14 protein-coding genes are annotated in these 21,037 nt (G+C 39.1%); 3 read left to right on the top strand and 11 right to left on the bottom strand.

What is annotated here, in order from left to right; genetic code table 11:
- The first annotated feature begins 53 nt into the window (after positions 1–53).
- The gene (locus BLS35_RS18635; RefSeq protein WP_090783980.1) at positions 54–707 is read left to right on the top strand and encodes an SCO family protein; all 654 of its coding nucleotides are present in this window, start codon (positions 54–56) and stop codon (positions 705–707) included.
- A gap of 3 nt (positions 708–710) precedes the next feature.
- On the top strand, positions 711–1,133 hold the full coding sequence (locus BLS35_RS18630; RefSeq protein WP_090783977.1) for a c-type cytochrome: 423 nt from the start codon (positions 711–713) through the stop codon (positions 1,131–1,133).
- A 1-nt stretch (position 1,134) separates the two neighbouring features.
- Here BLS35_RS18630 and BLS35_RS18625 read toward each other — a convergent pair whose 3' ends face one another.
- The 8 genes from BLS35_RS18625 to BLS35_RS18590 all read right to left on the bottom strand — a co-directional run bounded on the left by BLS35_RS18625 (position 1,135) and on the right by BLS35_RS18590 (position 12,381).
- A complete protein-coding gene (locus BLS35_RS18625) occupies positions 1,135–1,842 on the bottom strand; it encodes a LytR/AlgR family response regulator transcription factor (protein ID WP_090783973.1) in 708 nt (235 codons plus the stop codon).
- A 1-nt stretch (position 1,843) separates the two neighbouring features.
- The gene (locus BLS35_RS18620) at positions 1,844–2,914 is read right to left on the bottom strand and encodes a sensor histidine kinase (RefSeq protein WP_090783968.1); all 1,071 of its coding nucleotides are present in this window, start codon (positions 2,912–2,914) and stop codon (positions 1,844–1,846) included.
- 26 nt (positions 2,915–2,940) lie between these two features.
- Positions 2,941–3,747, bottom strand: coding sequence for a DUF4249 family protein (locus tag BLS35_RS18615; RefSeq protein ID WP_090783964.1), 807 nt, complete (start codon positions 3,745–3,747; stop codon positions 2,941–2,943).
- Positions 3,738–6,545: a TonB-dependent receptor gene (locus BLS35_RS18610; RefSeq protein ID WP_090783962.1), complete on the bottom strand. Its 2,808-nt coding sequence runs from the start codon at positions 6,543–6,545 to the stop codon at positions 3,738–3,740. The genes BLS35_RS18615 and BLS35_RS18610 overlap by 10 nt, the downstream gene beginning before the upstream one ends.
- A gap of 10 nt (positions 6,546–6,555) precedes the next feature.
- On the bottom strand, positions 6,556–7,257 hold the full coding sequence (locus tag BLS35_RS18605; protein WP_090783959.1) for a DUF4397 domain-containing protein: 702 nt from the start codon (positions 7,255–7,257) through the stop codon (positions 6,556–6,558).
- Between the two features lie 151 nt (positions 7,258–7,408).
- On the bottom strand, positions 7,409–8,719 hold the full coding sequence (locus BLS35_RS18600) for a PepSY-associated TM helix domain-containing protein (RefSeq protein ID WP_090783957.1): 1,311 nt from the start codon (positions 8,717–8,719) through the stop codon (positions 7,409–7,411).
- A gap of 46 nt (positions 8,720–8,765) precedes the next feature.
- Positions 8,766–9,989: a DUF4374 domain-containing protein gene (locus BLS35_RS18595; protein ID WP_090784304.1), complete on the bottom strand. Its 1,224-nt coding sequence runs from the start codon at positions 9,987–9,989 to the stop codon at positions 8,766–8,768.
- 28 nt (positions 9,990–10,017) lie between these two features.
- A complete protein-coding gene (locus BLS35_RS18590) occupies positions 10,018–12,381 on the bottom strand; it encodes a TonB-dependent receptor (RefSeq protein ID WP_090783954.1) in 2,364 nt (787 codons plus the stop codon).
- 116 nt (positions 12,382–12,497) lie between these two features.
- Between BLS35_RS18590 and BLS35_RS18585 the strand changes: the two genes are divergently transcribed.
- The gene (locus BLS35_RS18585) at positions 12,498–12,995 is read left to right on the top strand and encodes a helix-turn-helix domain-containing protein (protein ID WP_090783950.1); all 498 of its coding nucleotides are present in this window, start codon (positions 12,498–12,500) and stop codon (positions 12,993–12,995) included.
- 14 nt (positions 12,996–13,009) lie between these two features.
- On the opposite strand, the gene BLS35_RS18580 is transcribed toward BLS35_RS18585, so the two are convergent.
- The 3 genes from BLS35_RS18580 to BLS35_RS18570 all read right to left on the bottom strand — a co-directional run bounded on the left by BLS35_RS18580 (position 13,010) and on the right by BLS35_RS18570 (position 20,744).
- Positions 13,010–16,006: a glycosyl hydrolase gene (locus BLS35_RS18580; protein WP_165973349.1), complete on the bottom strand. Its 2,997-nt coding sequence runs from the start codon at positions 16,004–16,006 to the stop codon at positions 13,010–13,012.
- Positions 16,007–16,068: 62 nt separating this feature from the next.
- Positions 16,069–17,628: a RagB/SusD family nutrient uptake outer membrane protein gene (locus tag BLS35_RS18575; RefSeq protein ID WP_090783941.1), complete on the bottom strand. Its 1,560-nt coding sequence runs from the start codon at positions 17,626–17,628 to the stop codon at positions 16,069–16,071.
- A gap of 8 nt (positions 17,629–17,636) precedes the next feature.
- The gene (locus tag BLS35_RS18570; RefSeq protein WP_090783937.1) at positions 17,637–20,744 is read right to left on the bottom strand and encodes a SusC/RagA family TonB-linked outer membrane protein; all 3,108 of its coding nucleotides are present in this window, start codon (positions 20,742–20,744) and stop codon (positions 17,637–17,639) included.
- Positions 20,745–21,037: the final 293 nt, after the last annotated feature.

Below are 21,037 nucleotides of genomic sequence, written 5' to 3'. Positions count from 1 at the left end.
AGGGTTAATTTCATTTTAATTACATTTGCCCTTCTTCAATTATCATTATTCTTATGAAGCTACAAATTTCTATCCCACTATCTTTATTCGCTGCCGCCATTGTTTTAATAACCTCTTGTCAAGGCGAAAAAAAGTTACCAATATTAGGACCAAGAACAGTAGAAACTGTTAAAAAGCCTGATGGCAGTTCTGGTGTAGACACCGTGTACAAAACTATACCTAACTTTAGTTTTCTGAATCAGGATAGTGTTACCATCACCAATGACAAGTTTAGGGACAAGATATATATTGCTGATTTCTTTTTTACTTCATGCACCACAATATGCCCGACTATGCATCGCAACATGAAGGAAATCTTTGAAAAATATAAAGACAATCCAGAGGTCATGTACCTTTCACATACCATCGACTTTAAATATGATACCCCTTCTGTATTGAAGAAATATGCACAGAAATTAGGAGTAGACAATGGGCAGTGGCAATTTGTATACGGCAGTAAAGACAGTGTTTATAAAATTGCTGAAAAAGACTACCTGGTAGCTGTTATTGAAGATAGCACCGCTAAAGAAGGTTATATACACCAAGGCTGGTTGGTACTGATTGACAAGCAAAAACGTATTCGTGGTGCTTACGATGGCACAGATACTAAGCAAGTTGCTCAATTGATGAAAGACATTCCGGTTTTATTGTCAGAAGATAAAAAATAAGCTATGCGCAGGTTCCTGATTGGTACGTTATTTCTATTGCTGTTAGCTACCATCATCTATTCATGTCAGGATGCCGGACAGATTAAACAAGATGTCTATTATGTGAATGGCAGGGACCTCTATATTAAGCATTGTCAAAATTGCCATGGTGCCAAAGGCGAAGGTCTGGGTACTCTAACCCCACCACTTACCGACTCTGTTTTCCTAAAGTCCAACAGGGAAAAGTTAGCCTGTTATATAAAAAATGGCATAAAAGACTCTATTGTGATAAATGGGATAAAATATGAGGGTACAATGCCTGCATTTCCAGAATTATACGACATTGACATTGCCCAATTACTAGTTTACATTAGCAATTCTTTTGGTAACAAACAGGGGATGTATACAACTGAATCCGTAGCCACAGATCTAAAAAACTGTAAATAACTTACAAATTCTTATCAGAGATATATCTTTGCAAATCTTGCCTGTATCCTTCCCCTATCGGAATTTCTATCCCCGCTACCACCAGCTGCGACTTTTGCACAGATTCTATCTTATCAAGTGCAATAATGTATGATTTATGCACCCGCATAAAACGTTCTGTCCCTAAGCGTTCTTCTATATTTCTAAGGCCCATCCGGGTAATTACGGGCTTACCTCCTTGAATATTTATGCGAACATAATCTTTCATCCCCTCAATAAATGTGATGTCTTGTATTATAATTTTAACCAATGAGTAGTTGGCATTTACAAACACATGGTCATTTTCCTGAGCAGATAATCTGCCTGTAGGTTGCCTAAGTTGAAATAGGTCATGAGCTTTCTGAACAGCCTTTAAAAGTCTGGAAAAAGGAACAGGTTTTACCAGATAATCTACCACATTCAGGTTAAAACCATCCAGAGCATGTTCGCCATAGGCTGTTACCAGTATCACCATCGGCGGATTATTGATGGAACGTAACAAATCCAGGCCATTTATACCCGGCATCTGTATATCTAAAAACATCAGGTCAACTTGCAGTGTTTTCAATAGCTCTAAAGCCTCCATAGGCTTACGACAAGCCGCAACAATATTTAAAAAAGGAATCTGTTTGATATTATCTTCCAATAACTCCAAGGCAGGACGCTCGTCATCTATCAATATACAGTTCATACTATAAATCTATCTGAAGTTTAACGGTAAAGGTATCTGATGTTTGTGTAATAATAAATAAATGGTGATTGGGATAAAGTAGTTCTAATCTTCGGCGAACGTTCGCCAGCCCTATACCCGATGAACTTTCCTGAGCAGAAATACCCTGTGGAGCAATGCCATTTACAACTACCAAATGTAGCTCATCTTTATCCTCCGGAATAGAGAGTAAAATATCAATAATTGGGTCTTCAAGTGTACCTATACCATGCTTAAATGCATTTTCTACAAAGGGTATCAACAACATTGGCGCAATTGTATAGCGCTCAAAAGCGCCAGATAGGTAAAGATTAATTTTCACATCATCACCAAAACGCAGCAGTTGTAGATTAATGTAATTCTTAAGATACTCTACCTCATTAGCCAGACTGATCTGAGCTGCATTATTATCATATAACATATAGCGCATCAATTGAGATAGCCTGATCAGCGAAGGTTCCAACAATTCTGACTTCTTCCTGGCCATGGAAACCAATGTATTCAGCAAATTAAACATAAAATGAGGACTAATCTGTGAGGACAAGAACTCTAACTCAGTTTTCAAATGGATACGTTCCCGCTCTTCAATTAGCCTGTCACGATCTTGTTTATCAGTGTATAACCGGTAGCAAAAACTCACCATGATCACAAAAGCAAAGGGTAAAATAGAGATTGGCGGCCCCGGCATAAATCTCTGTCCATTTTTTCCCGGGGGCATCATTCCTGGTGGCGGAAAATGAGGCCTTGCAAACCTGGGCATTTCCGGCATTAAGAAGTTGTTAGCCACAATAAACAAGCCTAAACACCCCAATAATAGTCCGATATAAATCAATGTTCCGTATTGCCTTTCCCTCACGGGATAGATAAAATAGGTATGAACATAGAATACAACCACTAAAAGACTATTCGTTAACAACTGACTTTTTAAAAAACCATTTCGCATCTCTGGAGGTAGATTCGCCACCCTCGAGAAGAAAGGCAGACTCAGTACAACTAGCCACAGCAATAATGGAACTAAAGCATTCAGTAAACGTTTGTATCTTGATTTTTCCATTGAAAGCTCAAATGTAGAATAATAATTTATTGATAGACCAACAAATCCACCGTATCTGCCTGCATGGCTGTAAAAATACCCAAACCGTTCTGAACATTTGTAAAAGGATTAGTCAGATTTAAGGAAGTCCCACCGCCACTGTTCAATGCATCACTGTACTCCTTATTAATCCGAAAGAGCAGTACCTTATAGTTTCCCGAAAAATTAAACATCATCTGCTGAGTTTGATAGGTAGACACCTGACCCAGAATTGCTTCTGAATCCGCATATGGTCTGGTATCACGGCTATTAATGCGCGTTGGATAAGTGTCCGTATTTTTCATCATCATTATATAATAGCCTCCGTCGTTGTTATTCCATTTAAATGTAACCGGCACAAAAGTCTCAGGTTCTGTACCGAAAGAAAACGCGGGCACTTTCTGACTGCTCGCGGATACCGTAAACGCTACTGGCTTCTCTGGCATTGTAGTCTGTGCACTTATCGTCTTATCCAGGTAAGTAAAGCTTAAGGCATATGTTCCTTTGTCTTTTACAAACCCGGCATCAGCATATTCATATACCCCAGCTGCCTTTTCAGTTAGTGATACAGTAGTTGTCCCGTCAGATACTTTGAGTTGTAAATCTTTAAGGGGAAAGCCATAAGAAATCGTGTCATCCAAATATTTTTGGTAATACACTTTTACCTGTAAAGGACTTCCCGGAACAAGGTAAGCCTGTACCACAGGACGACTATAATCTGCTATTGCAGCATCTTCCTTCTTACACGCTAAGAGGCAGCTAAATACCACTACAAGAACGGTAGCGCTACTTTTAATATGTTTTACTATTTCCATTTTAAGCTAAGTGTGATATTGGGAGTAAGACCTAAATAATTAACATTGGAAGTAACCACCTGATTATTTACAATATTGTATTGTTTGTACCAAACGTTAGATCGGTTGTAAATATTGAATAAAGAGAATCCAATACTACCGGTCTTACGGCTATCTACCTTAATCAAGTCATAAGTAATTGAGGCGTCCAGCCTATGATAGTCAGGCATACGCAAAGCATTCTTTCCGCTGATCGTTAAAAATGTATGGCTGTTACCACTGTAATCATTAATGGTATAACTACTTAATGGCGCTGTATAAGGTTTGCCTGTGGCAAAAATCCAAGTTGCGGAGAACGTCCATTTACCGTAATGATATAAGTTTACCGATTTAAACTCATGACGTGTATCCTGGCTGGCAGCAAATTCGCCACCATAAGCATCAAAATTATTGGTTGCATTGGCTAAGGTATAACTGATCCAGCCGGTATACTTACCCCTTGTTTTCTGAAGCATAAATTCAAGGCCTTTGGCATAACCACTGCCGTTGTAGAAATGCTCCTCAAGGGTAACATTCTGACCTGGCCTACGGCTACCAGTTAGTCTTTGCGAATATTCAGACAAGTTATCCAGTTGCTTGTAATAACCCTCAATATCAATCAAAAACTGACCAGTTTCATAGCTAAAACCGGCTATATAGTGATTTGCCGAACTAACAGGTATAGAACTGCCATTGGATAACACCCAAAAATCACGGCTTCCGGAAAGAATATCTTCTCTAAGTACTCTATTGGTAAACTGATAAAACTTGCCGGTTGATGCTTTTAAAGTTAATTTATCAGTTAAAGTATAAGTGGCAGAAAAACGAGGTTCAAAATATAATTTACCCGTCTGGTCATATAGTGTACTTCTTAGTCCTCCTTTTACCTGAATTTTGTCGGTCAGATCACTTTCCAGCTCTCCATATGCTCCTGATGTAATTGCCGAAGTGTTCTGATCAATCAGTTTACTGGTATCACTCTGACTACTTTCATAGGTTACATGCTGCTGGGATGCAAAACCCCCAAACAAAACTTTGACCTTTGCCCCCAGTTGGTACTCCCAATCGGACTTTAAACTAAAATCCTTAAGCTTATTCTTTTCGAAAGTACCCGTACTGATTTCCTCGTCATTACCATCCTCATCCTGCACAGTAACTTTAGAGCTATTGTCTCTCTCACTATGGTAAGTTGAATAACTGAGTAATGTATTGGAGTATAATTTAGAGTTCCATTTACTAGACCATTTAAAACTGGATCCAAGATTACCATAGGTCGTTTTATCAGACATGTTTATAGCTCTGCCATTATTTATTGCAGATGGGAGTGTTAAACTTCTGCTGTTATCCAGATTGTCATTTCCCTGGTAGATACTCCAGGAAAACCTATTTTTCTGATCAGGTGCATAGGTATATTTTGCATTTAGATCATAGAAATAAGAGGAGGGTGTACTTACTGAAGCTGCATTTCCGCCAAAACCACCACCCCCACCTCCTGGCGGCCCACCAGGGCCTGGTCCCGCTGCACCGCCAGCCCCATTTGTCGTAGCTGTGCTGGTGTTGAATTTATTAAAGATCTTGTCATACAAAGGTCCCTGATAAGAACGCCTGTAAGCCAGCAACAAGGTCGACTTATCATTCAAAGGCTTTTCAACAAATACATTCGCACTCAGCAGACTTAAATCACCTGCAATATTAGTTTCCTTACTATTGCCTTCCTTGCCCACAATATCTGTTACGCTGGATAGTCTTCCCCCGTATTTTGCAGAAAAGCCACCTTTATACATCGTCACATCCTTAACTGCATTGCTATTAAAAGCACTAAAAAAACCGTAAAGATGATCCACCTGATAAACGGTAAAGCCATCAAAAAGTACCAGGTTCTGATCAGGTGTACCACCACGAACATATGCACCTGAAGAAGATTCATTGCTGGCGCTGATACCGGGCATCAACTGAAAAGATCGTAAAATATCTTTCTCCCCTATATTCGGCAATTCCTCCAGTTTTGAAGGGGAAATTTGTAATACACTTACCCTCCGCTTGTCGGTACTCATTAAGCCCTCACTACGCTTATCTGTAATCACCACTTCATTTAGTGTTTTTAAAGCGGGGTAAAGACCAATAATCAACTCCTTTTTAATGTTGTCCTTATTCAAATAATAGGTTTCACGCTGATAACCAACATAATTCACCTCAAGCTTACAGGTATCGGAGGGGACAGCAATAAGTGTAAAATAACCATCCGCATTGGTATTACTAATGATACCGGTATGTTGCACCCGTACAATCGCAGAAGGAAGAGATTCTCCACTGCCGCGATCAATAATTCGCCCTGTAATGTTAAAGGGGTCGCTTTTTCGTTTCTCCAGCGTAGGTTGAATACCTACATCCTCAGATTTTTGAATCTGAAATGACTTTGCTCGTCCGACCTCCATATTTTGCCTCATTTTCTTTAAGCGAGCAACGTCCTCCGGAACTCGGATGATATACACGGTCATGTCTGCATCTACCCAATAATAAAGCTTGTTTGACTTACACAATTGGAAGATTACATCTTTCACATTTTCATTATTAAAACGATCTACAACATCATACTTACTCACGAGGCTCCTGTCGAAGACAATTTTGAGATCAGAACCAGCCATAATGGTATCTAATATCTTATCCATTGAGGTGGTATAGAATCCACTTATTGTAGCATCGGTTCGTAGCGGCCGTTGGGCCTTTGCTGTATAGGTAATTACGACCATAATCACCATAAGCCATATTTCTTTTCTCATCCTAATCCGTTTATAGATTAGTGATTAGCTGGGCCCCAAAGGGCTGATCAATATCACCAACAGTAGTTAAGCCCCTGGCAATTATCGTATAATATTTCCCCGCGGTAAGGGTTTGATCTGTTAGTATTGTTTTAACAATTCCGTTAGCTTTAAGCTCAAAAGAATACGTTTTTGGATCAATTGCCTGAAAAGCACTTGCTGATTTATATGCTTTACCACTAATCAACGTCTCAGCTTCGCTAACTGATAAATCCAATTCAGGCGCATCGGGCGACAAGTTAATGAACCTTATGAAAGCTTTCTCTGTAGAAGCAACGTTGATTTCATCTTTTATCAGTAAAACATCGAGATTATTTCCTTTGTCAATTAAAAAGGCTGAATAGACTCCATTCTCTTCCAGACTTACGGTTTTAGTCGCTAATACATTAACGCTACTTTCCGTTGTAAAACTTAAGGTGTGATTGCCTGCCGTAAGGGTGCTATAAGCCAATATCCCACCAAAAGCTACTGCTCCGGAGGTATTGGATTTGGTACCATCAAGGTAAATATTATAGGTACCCAAAGTAGGAGATACATTTGCAACACTCAGGTAAGCATATGCAGTTGTCTCCGTTTCTTTCGAACAAGATGTCAGTAATAAACTAAACAGCAAAAGAGTAACAGCAATAAGCTGACTCAAATTTTTAATACCGGTTTTTGTAGAGATTTTCATCGCAATTGATTTAAATGTTTAACATTTCTAAAGCTCAACATCATGTTGATGAAGCGAATTTTAGAAATTATGATGTTAACAAATGTTAATTGAGATCAACCGGCACTAAAATCAGATTAAACCGATATTTTTTGCGAAGAACAATGGTTTACTAATCTTGAAGAACCTCTTTTTGCACTAACGATTTACTTTCTTGAACTTTATTTTCAGCGGATATATCTACCTTTTTCAGGACCTTCTTCTTCTTTTTAAACTTCCTGCCATACCAAATTAAAAAACCAGTTATCGGTAAACTTGCACCGATCAAAGAAGCCAAAAAAGCCATAACCTTTCCCGGAAACCCTAAAATACTGCCTACATGAATATCATAATTCATTTTGCGCAATTTGGTAGAAAAGCCTGCTGTTGCATACTCGGCATTGTATACATCCTCTCGCTTAAGCTCCGCTAAAGTATGCTGATCAAATGTATAACCCTGACTGTTGTAAAATTGTCCTGTATTTGGATATACAGTAATGTTAATCGTGGCTTTTGCGGCCGAAGTATCAGGGAAATTGTGGTAAAAGCCCTGAGATTTTGGATGTTTTGTAATCACTTTATTCCAGGCTAAATCCATAGCCCGTTCTGGTGTATAGAACTTCTTAGCTTGCAGAGAGTCAGATTCCAGACGTTTAAACTCCGCTAGTGGCTCACCTCCAGAAGTTACCCAATATAAGCCTTCACTATACCATTTTATACCATAAACCATTCCTGTGAGCGCTATAGCCAATAAAAATAACAGCGAATAAAAGCCCAGAACGTTGTGCAAATCAAGGTTTACACGCTTAAAAGAAGCACCCCATTTGATTTTAAAACTCTTATCAGTTGTAGACTTGTTCCATTTCTTTGGATACCACCAAATCAGTCCCGTAATCAATAATACCACAAAAATCATTGTCCCATAATTTACAATAGGTCTGCCAATCTCATAGGGCATCCATAAAAAACGATGGCCATTCAAAATAAACATAAAGAAGTCAGTTTCGCCTTTTTTCCGAACTTCTTTACTGACAACCTCTCCGGTATAAGGGTTAATTTTAAGGGTAATCCCAGCTCCTCTTCTACCACCACCACGGGCTCCTTTTTCCTTCTTTTCAACCTTATTTTTCAAATTTAGATCGATGGTACGGCCTTGCTGGTAACTGGCATAAGCGGGTAATTTATCAGGATAATCACGGGCCACAATGGCCGATAACTGTGCCGGGCTAATAACAGGTTTATCCTGTTTTTCAATCTTTGTTTCCGGCGCCAATAAATTATTAATTTCTTCATTAAACACCCAGATACAACCTGTTAAACAAACAATTAAAACAATGATTCCGGAAGCCAAGCCCAACCAAAGGTGGAGCCATTTGTTGATTCTGGTGAAGAGTGAATCTTTGCTCTTCTTTTTTGCTAGGGTATTTTTAGTTGCCGGTATCATTGTTTTATTCGTTTGGTGTTATAAATTGTATTTTTTGATGAAGGAATTATTTTACATGCTGAATAGCAGTAATCAATCCACCTTCAACTTTAAGTCCTCTTGTAGCCGTGTTAGTAGAAGCATCCACTTTGTAAACCCAGGTAGTACCATCTGTCAGGTTTACACCCATATAACCAGTTTTTCCATCTTTAGGGCTGTAGTTATTTACAGTCACATTTACGATGCTAGCAGCGTCAGGAAAACCAGTTACCATTGATACAGTCTTGTTCACCACATCTACAATTGCCAGGCGCTTGCCATCAACATAAGCTCCAGTTGTAGCCTTTACCTCCAGGTTAGCAATGAATTTATTTTGACCAACATATAACCAGTTCGTAATTACATATCCATTAGAAGCCGTTTCGAAGTTCATTAAATAAGTCTGGTCAAATTCAGTTGTACCAGCTTTAATGCGGGTAATAGATGATGGTTTAGTAGAAGTCAGCACACCACCTTTTTGTGCTACGGAAGAAGAAAAAGCATAAATATCCCCATTTTCAACTACAGCCAAACCATCAGTAAAGTATCTACCGATAAAGCTTGTACGGGTATCCTTAATTGTTTTCTCATATTGCATAGTAGGATAAGAATAAACTGCGATACCAGCGAAATCGGGATAGTCTGTTTCGAAACTATTGTTTTTAATGCTGAAAAAAGGAGCGAAAATTTTGGTTCCTACCTGCTTAATCCAACTAAAGTGAGCAATCTCTCCGTTTTGAGAAGCAGCAACAGCATCCAATGTACCCTCTGAAGTTTGTACATTAGTTTCTGTGCTCACAATATACCAGTTCGCTAAAGTAGGTCCAGTAGCTGCATAAGCTCTTGGTACTTTTACCATTAAAATATCCTTATTTACAGGAGCGAAAGCATGAACAGTTGCTGCAGTGAAATCACTTAATTTACTGATCTTTCCCTCTTTAACATCATAAACCGTAACCGCACCAGGGTTGCCACGACCGTAAAGCATGCTAAAGAATTTTGTACCAGAGGTAACATAGTAACGGTAAGTACCGTCTTGCTCCACACCATTACCGATGATGGATACTTTACCTTCTTCAAGGCTACTTGCAGTAACCAGGTAATCTGCTTTCCCTGTTTGGGCAACCGGTGTAACTGCCAGTATATAGTTTCCAGGGTTTTCAGGAATAACCTCTCTATTATTTTTTTTGCAAGAAGATAAAACAGCGGCGAACATCAGAACCGATAGTGCCTTGGTGATCATTGTTTTCATATAAGTCATTTATTAATTGAGTTATTTATTATTGTTGATTTTTATTAAAAAAATATCTAAGGTTTAAATAGAACCCGCGACCAGGTTTTTGCAGACTGAAGTTATCGTACAAGGGTTTATCCGTAAGATTTTTCGCCTCTAATGAGATATTGTAACGACCGTTCTTCATACTGTATACCAGGTTAACATCATGTGCGAGCTGTGTGGGGATTCCGTTTTTATCAGCCATATTGCTACTGCCGAGGCTTGGCCAGTACAACCAAAATTGATTGACATAAAGTAGGTTGTACCCTACAGTCAGGTGATCACCTTTTTTTCCGATGTCCCTTAAGGACACACTTGCATCCAGATTTCCAAACAAATAGGGAATGTTAGGCATCTGGTCTAAATAGACGTCGCTTTCCGAAGTATATCCATCTTCATATTTCTGCAAATTTTGCAGATATTGATAAGTCATGGTCCCACCAATAGATAACCAGTTTTTATAAGAATATCTTACTTCCCCATCTACCCCAATTGTACTTACTCCCTCTTTGTTGTTAGAGATGGTTTTACCTTGAGCTTTACTTAGGAGATTAATTGTGTTATAAATAAAGTCGCTAGAATACCTGTAAATCCCATTGGCCGTTACAGAAAAGCGATGCTCCTTATTGAGGCTAAATCCATAAATCATTCCTATGTTAAAATTATCGCTCTTTTCCGGTTTCAATGTCGGGTTTGGATCCTGATTTTCTAAATCGCCAAATATTTCCGTTGCTTCCGGCATCCGGTTAGCCATTTCATAGGAAGTTCTGACTTGCAGGTTTGGATTGAAAAAATAAGCGATAGCAAATCCATAACCTATTTTTTCAGTAACGTTGTTAAGATTTTTGCTTTCGATGATATTGTTCTGATAAATGTACTTCCCAAAAAAGTTCGCACTCCATTTATTATCAATATCATAACTATAGCCAAAGCCGAGTACATTTTTATCCATCTTTTTAGTTGGATCAAGCTTATCATTAGCAGGGATCAATAAATCTTTCGTTTCACGGTTAAAGGTGGAAAAAACATTGTTGATGGCTACCGAATGCCTTTCGCTGATCTTGTAACTAACCATAGCCGTTGCCAAACCATTATGATTATAGTATTTAGCATCAGTATGCGCCCGTTCACCGTAAGCAGCTTTTGGCGTCCGCAGGCCATACCAATTGTAACTGGCACGTGCGGTATCTATATTCCTTTCAAATCCAAGGTTGTAGTTAGCATTTATGGTAACATCCATCCCTTTTATCAGATTTGTTTTTTTGTATTTAAGTGATGGCATCACAATGTTTCCACGCCTGTGGAATGCACCAAAAACTTCATCTGGACGTGCACCGGTTTGCATTTCTTTATAATTCTGTCCCATCGTGATCCCGAATAATAAATTATCTGCGAAAGATTTATCAATTACACCAACATTTGCAATCAAAGTCTCGTTATGATATACGTCATGAAACCTGGGTAATGAAATTTCAGGTCCTTGTACATTTGTAAGTCTTGACGGCAATTGCACCTTGTAATTATTATCTGAGTAATTCTGAAAAGCACTTACCTGAACAGTAAAGCCTGATTTTGAGGTAGCTGCAGCATTAATCACCCCCCTGTGGGTATTGAACGATCCATAGGAGTAAGATGCATCCACATAATTCCTGTGCTTGTTGCCAGTCACAATATTTACGGCACCACCTAAAGCATCAGAACCTAACCACATCGGTACTACCCCCTTGTATACTTCTACACGCTCCGCAACATTGATGGGGATGTTGTTGATTTGAAAAGAAGAGCCAAAGTTGTCCATTGGAATTCCGTCAATAAAGTAGCGGATATGCTTACCAGAAAAACCATTTAAGGATATATTAAAGCTGGAACCAACACCACCTGTTTCCCGTACACGCACGCCAGCAACCCGATCCAGGGCGCTGGAAATGTCCATTGTTGTATTATATAACTTAGTTGCATCTACAGCAGTTACGTTAAAGGCTTGCCTATTCACTTCTTTAACTGCAGTACGCCCCATCACTACAACTTCTGCAAGGTCATTATGAATAGACTTTAAGTTGAATTTGAGTTGTCTAATGACTGGTGTCCCTACTAATACTAGTTTTTGTACAGATTCAACATAACCTAAATACCGAACGCTGATCTTATGGTCCCCTGTTCTAATATCATGAATTTTAAATTTTCCTTCGTTGTCTGTTACTGTAGATTTATTGGTACCTAGAACCTTAATACCGGCTCCAATAAGCAGTTCGCCGGTAGTAGATCTTACCATTCCTTCTATGGTATACTTCTCCTGCGCTTGTACAGAAAATCCGATGATAAGGAAAAGAATCAACCATATGTATTTGTAATGAGCAGCAATTTGCATATAATAGTTATTAACTTTATTTAGACTCGTTCTTAATTAGTGCAAAAATATATGTTACTTTGTACGGTAGTTGCAGCAATGCATACGAATTAAGCAGAGAATTTAAAGCCCCTTATATGGTAGATATTTACATTAAAGACAAGTTTGGTAAACTGATATTAGCTAAAAAAATACTGAAGAAGGACAATTTTCATTATGAGAAAACGGTATTGATCGCAGAGGATCAAACACTTAAAGTAACGATTACTTTAAATACACCTTCCCCTACTCTTGACCTAGCTTGGACAGCAAAAGATCCACAGATATTCCATAAAGTCATTGAACTGATTAGCGAGGATCTTTCCAAAAGTTTTTCTATTGAGGAGTTGGCTGACTATGTTGGTATGAACCGCACCAAGTTACAGGCTGGATTTAAACAGGTGTTTAATAAAACCATAAATTCCTTTACGCAAGAATTGAAAATGCAAACTGCAAAGGACTTGATCAACGGAAGTAAGGGATATAGTTTAAAAGAGATTGCAAGCATGCTGGGATATAGACATTCCAATCATTTTTCTGTCGCATTTAAGAAGAGATTTAATGTTTCTCCCTCTGCCTTTAAAAAAGTGGACTAAATAAATAACATTTGCTAAGACTGAACCAGAATGGTGACCGGGCCTAATAAACCAGAAGGTAAAAGCTTGTCTTCTGGCTTATAAATGATATTGGTATTCGTCAACCGCTTATCTACTGGCAGTGCAGCGTCACCAATCAGGCGATTGGGCCATAGATTAATCACTTCTATTTCAAGCAGATTATCATTTTGTTTTACAACATCACTAATATCAACCATCCATGGCAAAGTCCATATGATTCCCAGTTCTTTACCATTTAGCTTTACACTTGCTATATGCTTAACAATGCCAAGATCTAAAAAAATTGGCTTCCCCTTTAAAGGAGCCTTGTCAAGGTTAAACTGTTTCTGATATACCGACTTGCCTGAATAGTATTTTATACGTTGATCTGTATGTTGACTCCAATCCTGCAAACTATCAAACTGAATCTGCTCAGGCCCGCCCCATTTCGCATCAAACTTTACCAACCATGAGCCTCTAATCTCCTGAATAGCCGAAAGGCCAGATATGTTTTGGAAAAGCCATTCTGCTGAAGGTTTTGCTTTTGAAATAGATTTTGTAAAGACTACAAATACCGATTGATAAGGTAAAAAGTCAAAATCTATAGTTATTCTGCCATCCTCAACATTAAACACAGGCGCGGCCAAAACTGCGCCAGTAATCGGATCCCAGAGCTGAGGATTATAACCATTACCTATCCTGAAGGTACAGGTAGTTTTTGCTTTATCATTTTTACGATTAGCTAAAAAGTAAAGCTCTGTATCCTTTGTACTCCGATGGATAAAATCTATATAATTAGCTGCACCAGTATGTTCGAAATCGGGTTTGATATGGTCATTCAACAGCACCTCCCGAATTTGCTTACCTGTAAAAACCCGCCCCTTTCCATACAAATGAATACCAGAAGTATCTCCAGCACCCCAAACCTCTACTGCAATGCTTGCCAGCTCCTTATCATTATGAGGGTAATTCTGCAAGCCCGGATCCTTTTCAGGTTTAGGCCCAATGATGGTAGCTCCGGCTTTTACCAAGTCCCGCAGCTTTTTAGCTACAGGTAGAGGCATGTGTACTACCTCTGGCAATACCAATAAAGCATAGCTCATTCCATCGGGCAGAACAATACGCTTGTTTTTTACAGAAAGTCGGGTTAACAATACCTCTTCATTACACACATCGTAATCGTACCCTTTTCCCAATGCAGGATCTATACGCTTTGGCCCTACCAAATTAGGAGCCCAATCTCCATTATAATATAAAACATCCGCGACAAAAAGCCCCGATTGCAATAAATACTGACATCTGTTAATGTAATCGAGAAAAGCCCCTGCTTTATCCCACCAGGTGATGTTCCGGTTAAAATGTGTACCCGCGCCATATTCATAACCGGGTTTTCCATCCTCTGGCCTTGTAGCGGTCGAGGTATGAATTACAAATCTGTTAATCCCTTCACAAAAAGCCCGGTCCGCCACTGGTTTTAGTGTTTCCGGCGAATCACTCCAATGTGGCTTAAAAGACGTAAATGCCTCTGCAGAAACTTTTTTCTTGCCATAAATATGTGCCGCAGAAGCCACCAGTTTTCCAACTTGATTCTGATCGTGCTGTACAAAGGTTTTACCCTGCCAAAACTCGCCCATTGGCAAATCCATACGACCTAAATTTTTAAGCGCATCCATACACATTGTTCCCGACCAGCTTGGTCCTCCTGCTTCGCTTTGTACCTGCAACCCATTCTCATGGCACAATTCTGCAAAGCGTTTGTAATGCCCATCAGCCATACAATCCGCAACAGTCTTTCTGTAATCGTATAAAAATCGTTCAGATATTTCCGCACTATCAATCATTACACTTGCAAAAACAGGCAAATACGGTGTAGCATCATAACCCCTGTACGCTTTAAATTTATCCAAAAATGTTGCTGTCCAATTGGGGAATCCATCTTCAAAACTATCATCGTGGAAATACTTTAGCGACTTGCCTTTAAAAGCCCCAGCTTCCTTAAGCAATATATTTCCCAGGTATTCAAATTGTCTTTCAACTCCCTTTTTATCCAGCCAGTCTATCTCTAACCCTGCAGCCTCGGGTAAAGCATAAGCTGTACGAGCTCCTGTCATTCGATGTCCGGTTCTTATCACCGTCCACTTTCCTGCCGGAACTTCCCAATCCAACTGACCATCAGGTTTAACTTTAGATGTCAGGTCTATAATTGAGGATGATGAAACAGGCTTATCATCTGCGGCATTGCTCCATTTAACCAAGGTAGGATTCATGACATCCGCAGCTTCTGCATGGCTACTGGCATCCAATCGATTACTCTTAGCAGCGAAAGATTTTGCACGTTCACCTGCCATCATCGATGAGCCTTCCTGAACTTCAGGATAGGCAATTACTGCCGTATCCCGGTAATCCAGTTTATCCAGTGGCAAATCAATATAATCCTTTACAAAAAGTTGTTTGGCATTTTCATATCCGTTCCTATTACCCGGCAAAGGAAGCTTATCAGAAAAATGACCAGGTCCGGTTATGCTTAATTTTGACTGCAACAACCATCTTCCCGAATCCTCCGGTTTTATCCATGCGCCCCCCATTGCCCAGCCAGTACTTAAGTTTACCCCAACCTCAATTCCAAACCTATCGGCTTCCTTTAAGGCATGTCTGTAAAGTGCACGCCATTCGTCGGAAAGAAACTTAGGACCTTCAGGAATAGGACCACTGCCAAAACCACTGATCGAATTAATGAGCAATACACCGCCCATCCCTTTGGCTTTAAACTCTGCCAAATCAAGAGTAATGCCTTCTTTATTTACCAAACTGTTAAACCACCACCAGTAGCAAGATGTTTTGGCTTCGTCAGGTGGGGTAATAAAATTCTTTATCAAATCTGAATCTGCTAAAGGAATAGAATTTAAAAAGTTATTATTTAATATCGCTGCAGCACCATTAACACTCAATAAGGCTAAATTGGCAGTTGCAAGTGTACTTATTTTAATAAATTTTCGTCTGGTTTGGTTCATAATTGGTTAGGTTATAGGCGTCAAAAAAGAAGGTGTCCAGTAATACCGAACACCTTCTTTAACTAGTTGTATCCGGGGTTTTGAAACAAATCCGGATTTATTTCTCTTTCCGACTGAGGTATCGGGTACAGCATTCGCTCTTTGGTAACATCATAAGATGCAGGTGATAAATAGCTATACATTTCTTTTAGCTTAACACCATATGCATTCATAACCTGCACTGCTTTATCCCATCGCACCAAATCATGCCACCTCTTATTTTCAAAAGCAAGCTCTACCCTACGCTCATGCATAATAATATCACGCAACAAGGTCTGATCAGTGGTGGTAATATTATGAGTTGTATTGCCAAATGCCCTTGCTCTTACCGCATTCAAAGGAGCAAGCACCAATCCTGATTTCCCTTGTTCGTTTAACGACTCCGCCAACAATAGTAGCGCATCCGAATAACGATAAATCGGCCAATTATCATTACTGTTGTTTGCAACAACATGTGGTGTATGCAGATATTTTTTAATATACGGAACCCCTATTTTACCAGCAGCAGGAACATAGTTAATGATACTCTTATTGGCCGAAATAACCAATTGATCACTACCATTGTAAACACCTTCTGCAATACCTATAGATGCATCTTTCCGAGTATCACCGGCCTCATAAGCATCAAGCATATCTTGTGTAGGTGTATTCCATCCACCGGTAGCCGAATTATTAGTGGTAGTACCTGTAATTATAGTCGTATTAGTAGTTCTTGGCAAAAACTGATAAATAAAATTACTTGGCGCTGTACCTGCAGTATTACCTTCCAGGTATTGGATTTCAAAAATGGACTCGATACCATTTTTATTTGCAGGTAAAAATGCTTGAGCATAAGTTGGCCACAACCCGTACCCCATTGTCCCTAGATTAGTCAACAAAATCTCGGCATCAGCATATTTCTTTTGAGTCATGTATACTTCTGCAAGCAACATAGTCGCAGCACCTTTTGTAGCCCGCCCCTTCTCAGCAGCAGGAAGTTTATCAAGCCCTACCAATTTAGCAATGGCGTCGGTTGCATCTGAAATAATCTGGGCATATACCTCATCAACAGTTGAGCGTGATACAAAAGCATCTTCTGCTTTACTTACCTCCTTTAAATATAAAGGAACACCACCAAATAAACGTACCAGCTTGAAATAATTCCATGCCCTTAAAAATTTAGCCTGCCCGGTAAGATCATTTTTAGCAGCCTCAGGGATATCGGCATCTGCGATTCTTCCAATTACGATATTGGCTTTCGAGATACTCGAATAACATGCAAAATACACTGTATTACTATTGGTATTGGTTGGTCCATCTGTAAAATCAGCAATATTTTCTTTATACAGATATGCGGTACCACGATTGCTTGGATAAGGCTGATAATGCGTATTATCAGACCGCATCTCTGAGGTATAAAAATCATTATTTGCCAAATCCCTTAAAGGAACATAGGCCGCCATAACAGCCTGTCTAAATTGTGATTCTGTTTTATAAAATGTTTCCGGCGAGTAAGAATCTTCCGGTTTAAGTTCGATAAAGCTCTTTTTACAAGATAAGATTGTAAAAGAAAGCATTGCTGTTAATATAAATATCTTCTTCATGGAGATTCTTATTTAAATGTTGTTGAAATACCGATTGAGAATGTTCTTGGCACAGGGTATGCATTTTCATCTACACCAATACCTTGTGTGGCATCGGTACCTGAAAGGTTAATTTCAGGATTCATCCCAGAATAATTCGTAATAATAAATGCTTGCTGAACAGACGCATACACCCTTAATGCTTTCATCATCAGATTACCTTTTAATGGCACAGTATAACCCAGAGATATATTTTTTGCAGTCAGATAAGATCCACTTTCTACCCATTGGCTATTTACTTGTCTACCTATTGCCGTTGTTCCCCCTCTGGTGGTCGGGTAAATTCCCGAACCCGGATTCTCTATTGATCTCCATCTGTCTTTTATAGCAGCAAGAGGCAACCTGGAACCGTCCATATTACTTTGGTAAGCCCATTTTGCGGCAGCTAAAATATCTCCGCCAACAGCTCCGGCCATAGTAATATTTAGATCGAAGTTTTTGTATTTAAAATTATTGGTAATACCGAAGTTGAAATCAGGGGTAGGATCTCCAATAAACGTACGATCATACTCATCGCTAATTACCCCATCCGGCACACCGTTAGGCCCCGATACATCACGCATTTTTATAGTACCAATATTTGATGAACTTCCGTACTTTGGCGAATTGGCTAAATCAGCTGCATCTTTATAGAGTCCTTCAAAAACAAAACCGTAAAACTCACCTAAACGGTGGCCTACCTGATTGCGGTAATAATCTGAAGTTACCGTATTGTTTCTGCGGATAAAACCGGGATCAACCAATGAATTGATCACATTGTTTTCAAAAGAGATGTTAAAATTAGTATTCCATTGCAACTTACCTGTTAAGTTCGTTGTGTTTACACTAAGCTCATGTCCCCAAAATTCAAACTCCCCAATATTGTATTTAATGGTAGAAAAACCAGAAGCTCTTGGGATTGGTCTGTCCTGAATCATCCCATCCGTTATTTTACGATAGTAATCATAGTTAACAGAGATTCGATTTTTAAGTATGGCAAATTCTAAACCTATATCAAACTGTTTATTTCTTTCCCAACGCAGATCTGGGTTACCCAAGGAATTAATTGTATTACCGGAAACCAATACGCCATTTAGGATATAATTATATTCTCCGATTTTAGCAATTGCATCAAAATTACCAAAGCCGTTATTCCCTGTAATGCCATAGCTGGTACGCAGTTTAAGAAAGTCAATAAACTTAAATTTCTGCATAAATGCCTCGTCACTGATAATCCAGCCAGCTGATACAGATGGGAAATAGCCGTATTTTTTATCCTTACCAAATCGAGACGACCCATCGCTACGAATAGCCCCTTGTAATAAATACCTTCCTTTGTAATTGTAGTTCAAGCGGGCAATAGCCGACAACATGGAATAAGCTGTAGTATTACTAGATCCGGCACTAATAGAAGTTGCAGCACTTAGGTAAGGAACATCGTCACTTGGGAAACCTGTCCCCGATATCGAATTGCTATTTTGCTCAAACTGTTGAGCAGAGTAACCAACAAGCGCTTCCACATTGTGATCGTTATTAAAAGTTTTATTATAATGGAGATTCGCTTCAGCGGTCCAAGAAAAATTATCAACAGAACTACTTAATCCCGATGCTATAGAGTTCGTATTGATAAAAGCTGGTGTAAACTGATCACGCGTCTCCGCTCCTTTATCTGCTGCCAAATTAGTCCTTAACGTCAGTCCTTTTAAAAACTCGTAGTTTAAAAAGGCATTTCCCAATATCCGTGTTGTTCTATAATCGTCTTTGGACATTGTAAACTGAGCATAGGGATTGATATAAGCCACCATACCCGGTGAGGTAACCAACTTTGGCATACTTCCATCCGGGTTAACCGGCGAAAACAAAGGACTAGCCTCTACAACCTTTTCAAAGAACCCATTTACTCCATCAGTAGCTAACCTGTTGTTATGATCTTTGCGGTAACTTGGAGCCAGGTTAAAACCAATTTTTAATTTATTGTTACTTAAACTCAGTTCCTGATTAAGACGTAGCGTAAACAACTTTGTATCCGTGTTGATGATTACACCTTCCTGCGACTGATATCCTGCCACAATGGTGGATGAAGACCTTTCGTTAGCGGATTGTATCGTTAAATCATAACTCTGTATTGGGGCCGACTGTGTTAACACATCATACCAGTTTGTACCTACATCATATTTAAGCGGATCTGAATAAGCAGCCAATTGATCAGCGGGCACTACATAAGTAGGCTGAAATATTTTCTGATCCTCGTATCGTTCCTTCATAAATGTTGCAAACTCTCTTGCATTCATCATTTTGGGAACACGATTGGAAGGGATTTTTTGAATTCCGTAGTTACTGCTAAATTCTATTTTTGAATCCCCGGGTTTAGCATGTTTAGTCGTAATCAACACTATCCCATTTGCTGCACGCGAACCATACAATGCAGTCGAGGACGCATCTTTAAGTACTGTAAAGCTTTCGATCTCGGAAGGATTAATGTTATTGATACTACCCGTAATAGGTAAACCATCTACCACAAACAATGGCTGATTGGTCAAGAAAAGCGATGCTGCCCCACGGATACGGAATTCCATTCCCCTCCCCGGTTGCCCGCTGCTCTGTGCAATCTGTACACCGGCTACTTTGCCTTGTAGCTGCTGCGCAAATTGTCCTACAGGCATATCTTGTAATCCAGCAGCATCAATTTGTGTAAGCGCACCGGTTACCTCTCTCAACTTCTGCTTACCGTAGGTAACCACCACTTCTTTTAGCTGCGTATTTGACGATAACTTAAAATTGACAATTGTTTCTTTTCCCGCAGTTACCTTAACATCTGCTTTATCAGATTTGGTGTACCCGATATAAGAAGCAGAAAGTGTATAAGTTCCTTCCGGAAGACTAATGGAATAGTTACCATTAGCATCTGCCGTTGTTCCGTTCTTTGTACCCAGTGCCAAAACTGATGCTGATGGCAGGGATCCTGAATCATCTGTAATTTTTCCTTTTATGACTCCGGTTTTCTCTTGCGAAAAGGCCAGCTTAAAGAACAGTAGTAGCAGCAAAGTCAAACTGTACCGACTGGAATCACCCAATACTTTGTAAAGATTTTTTTTCATAATTTTTATACTTGGTTAACCGAATTTATTGCATTAAAAACGGATAACTGTTATGCACTGTCATGCTTTCGAAAGTATTTATAACATATTAAAAGAATATTAAACCAATATTAAGTTTAAAAACAAACAAAAAACAATGATTTTAAATACAAATAAAGCCACAAAAACAATCCTGAAAAACTAAAAAAAAATCCAAATGGGCTTAAAAAAAAAGAGCCTGCATCATAAAAAATATGATATAGGCTCTTTTTTTTTTAGTATTCTCGTCTTACTGAGATTCAAATACTTCCTTA

This window comes from Pedobacter sp. ok626 (genome assembly GCF_900100435.1).
Taxonomy (GTDB): Bacteria; Bacteroidota; Bacteroidia; order Sphingobacteriales; family Sphingobacteriaceae; genus Pedobacter.
This window is presented reverse-complemented; position numbering and strand designations above follow the sequence as displayed.

What these genes read in the sequence shown, in the direction of transcription:
- BLS35_RS18585 (WP_090783950.1), top strand. Translation starts at nt 12,498, where the DNA reads ATGGTAGATATTTACATTAAAGACAAGTTTGGTAAACTGATATTAGCT.
- BLS35_RS18570 (WP_090783937.1), bottom strand. Translation starts at nt 20,744, where the DNA reads ATGAAAAAAAATCTTTACAAAGTATTGGGTGATTCCAGTCGGTACAGT.
- BLS35_RS18605 (WP_090783959.1), bottom strand. Translation starts at nt 7,257, where the DNA reads ATGAAAATCTCTACAAAAACCGGTATTAAAAATTTGAGTCAGCTTATT.
- BLS35_RS18580 (WP_165973349.1), bottom strand. Translation starts at nt 16,006, where the DNA reads ATGAACCAAACCAGACGAAAATTTATTAAAATAAGTACACTTGCAACT.
- BLS35_RS18610 (WP_090783962.1), bottom strand. Translation starts at nt 6,545, where the DNA reads ATGAGAAAAGAAATATGGCTTATGGTGATTATGGTCGTAATTACCTAT.
- BLS35_RS18575 (WP_090783941.1), bottom strand. Translation starts at nt 17,628, where the DNA reads ATGAAGAAGATATTTATATTAACAGCAATGCTTTCTTTTACAATCTTA.
- BLS35_RS18600 (WP_090783957.1), bottom strand. Translation starts at nt 8,719, where the DNA reads ATGATACCGGCAACTAAAAATACCCTAGCAAAAAAGAAGAGCAAAGAT.
- BLS35_RS18635 (WP_090783980.1), top strand. Translation starts at nt 54, where the DNA reads ATGAAGCTACAAATTTCTATCCCACTATCTTTATTCGCTGCCGCCATT.
- BLS35_RS18625 (WP_090783973.1), bottom strand. Translation starts at nt 1,842, where the DNA reads ATGAACTGTATATTGATAGATGACGAGCGTCCTGCCTTGGAGTTATTG.
- BLS35_RS18630 (WP_090783977.1), top strand. Translation starts at nt 711, where the DNA reads ATGCGCAGGTTCCTGATTGGTACGTTATTTCTATTGCTGTTAGCTACC.
- BLS35_RS18615 (WP_090783964.1), bottom strand. Translation starts at nt 3,747, where the DNA reads ATGGAAATAGTAAAACATATTAAAAGTAGCGCTACCGTTCTTGTAGTG.
- BLS35_RS18620 (WP_090783968.1), bottom strand. Translation starts at nt 2,914, where the DNA reads ATGGAAAAATCAAGATACAAACGTTTACTGAATGCTTTAGTTCCATTA.
- BLS35_RS18595 (WP_090784304.1), bottom strand. Translation starts at nt 9,989, where the DNA reads ATGAAAACAATGATCACCAAGGCACTATCGGTTCTGATGTTCGCCGCT.
- BLS35_RS18590 (WP_090783954.1), bottom strand. Translation starts at nt 12,381, where the DNA reads ATGCAAATTGCTGCTCATTACAAATACATATGGTTGATTCTTTTCCTT.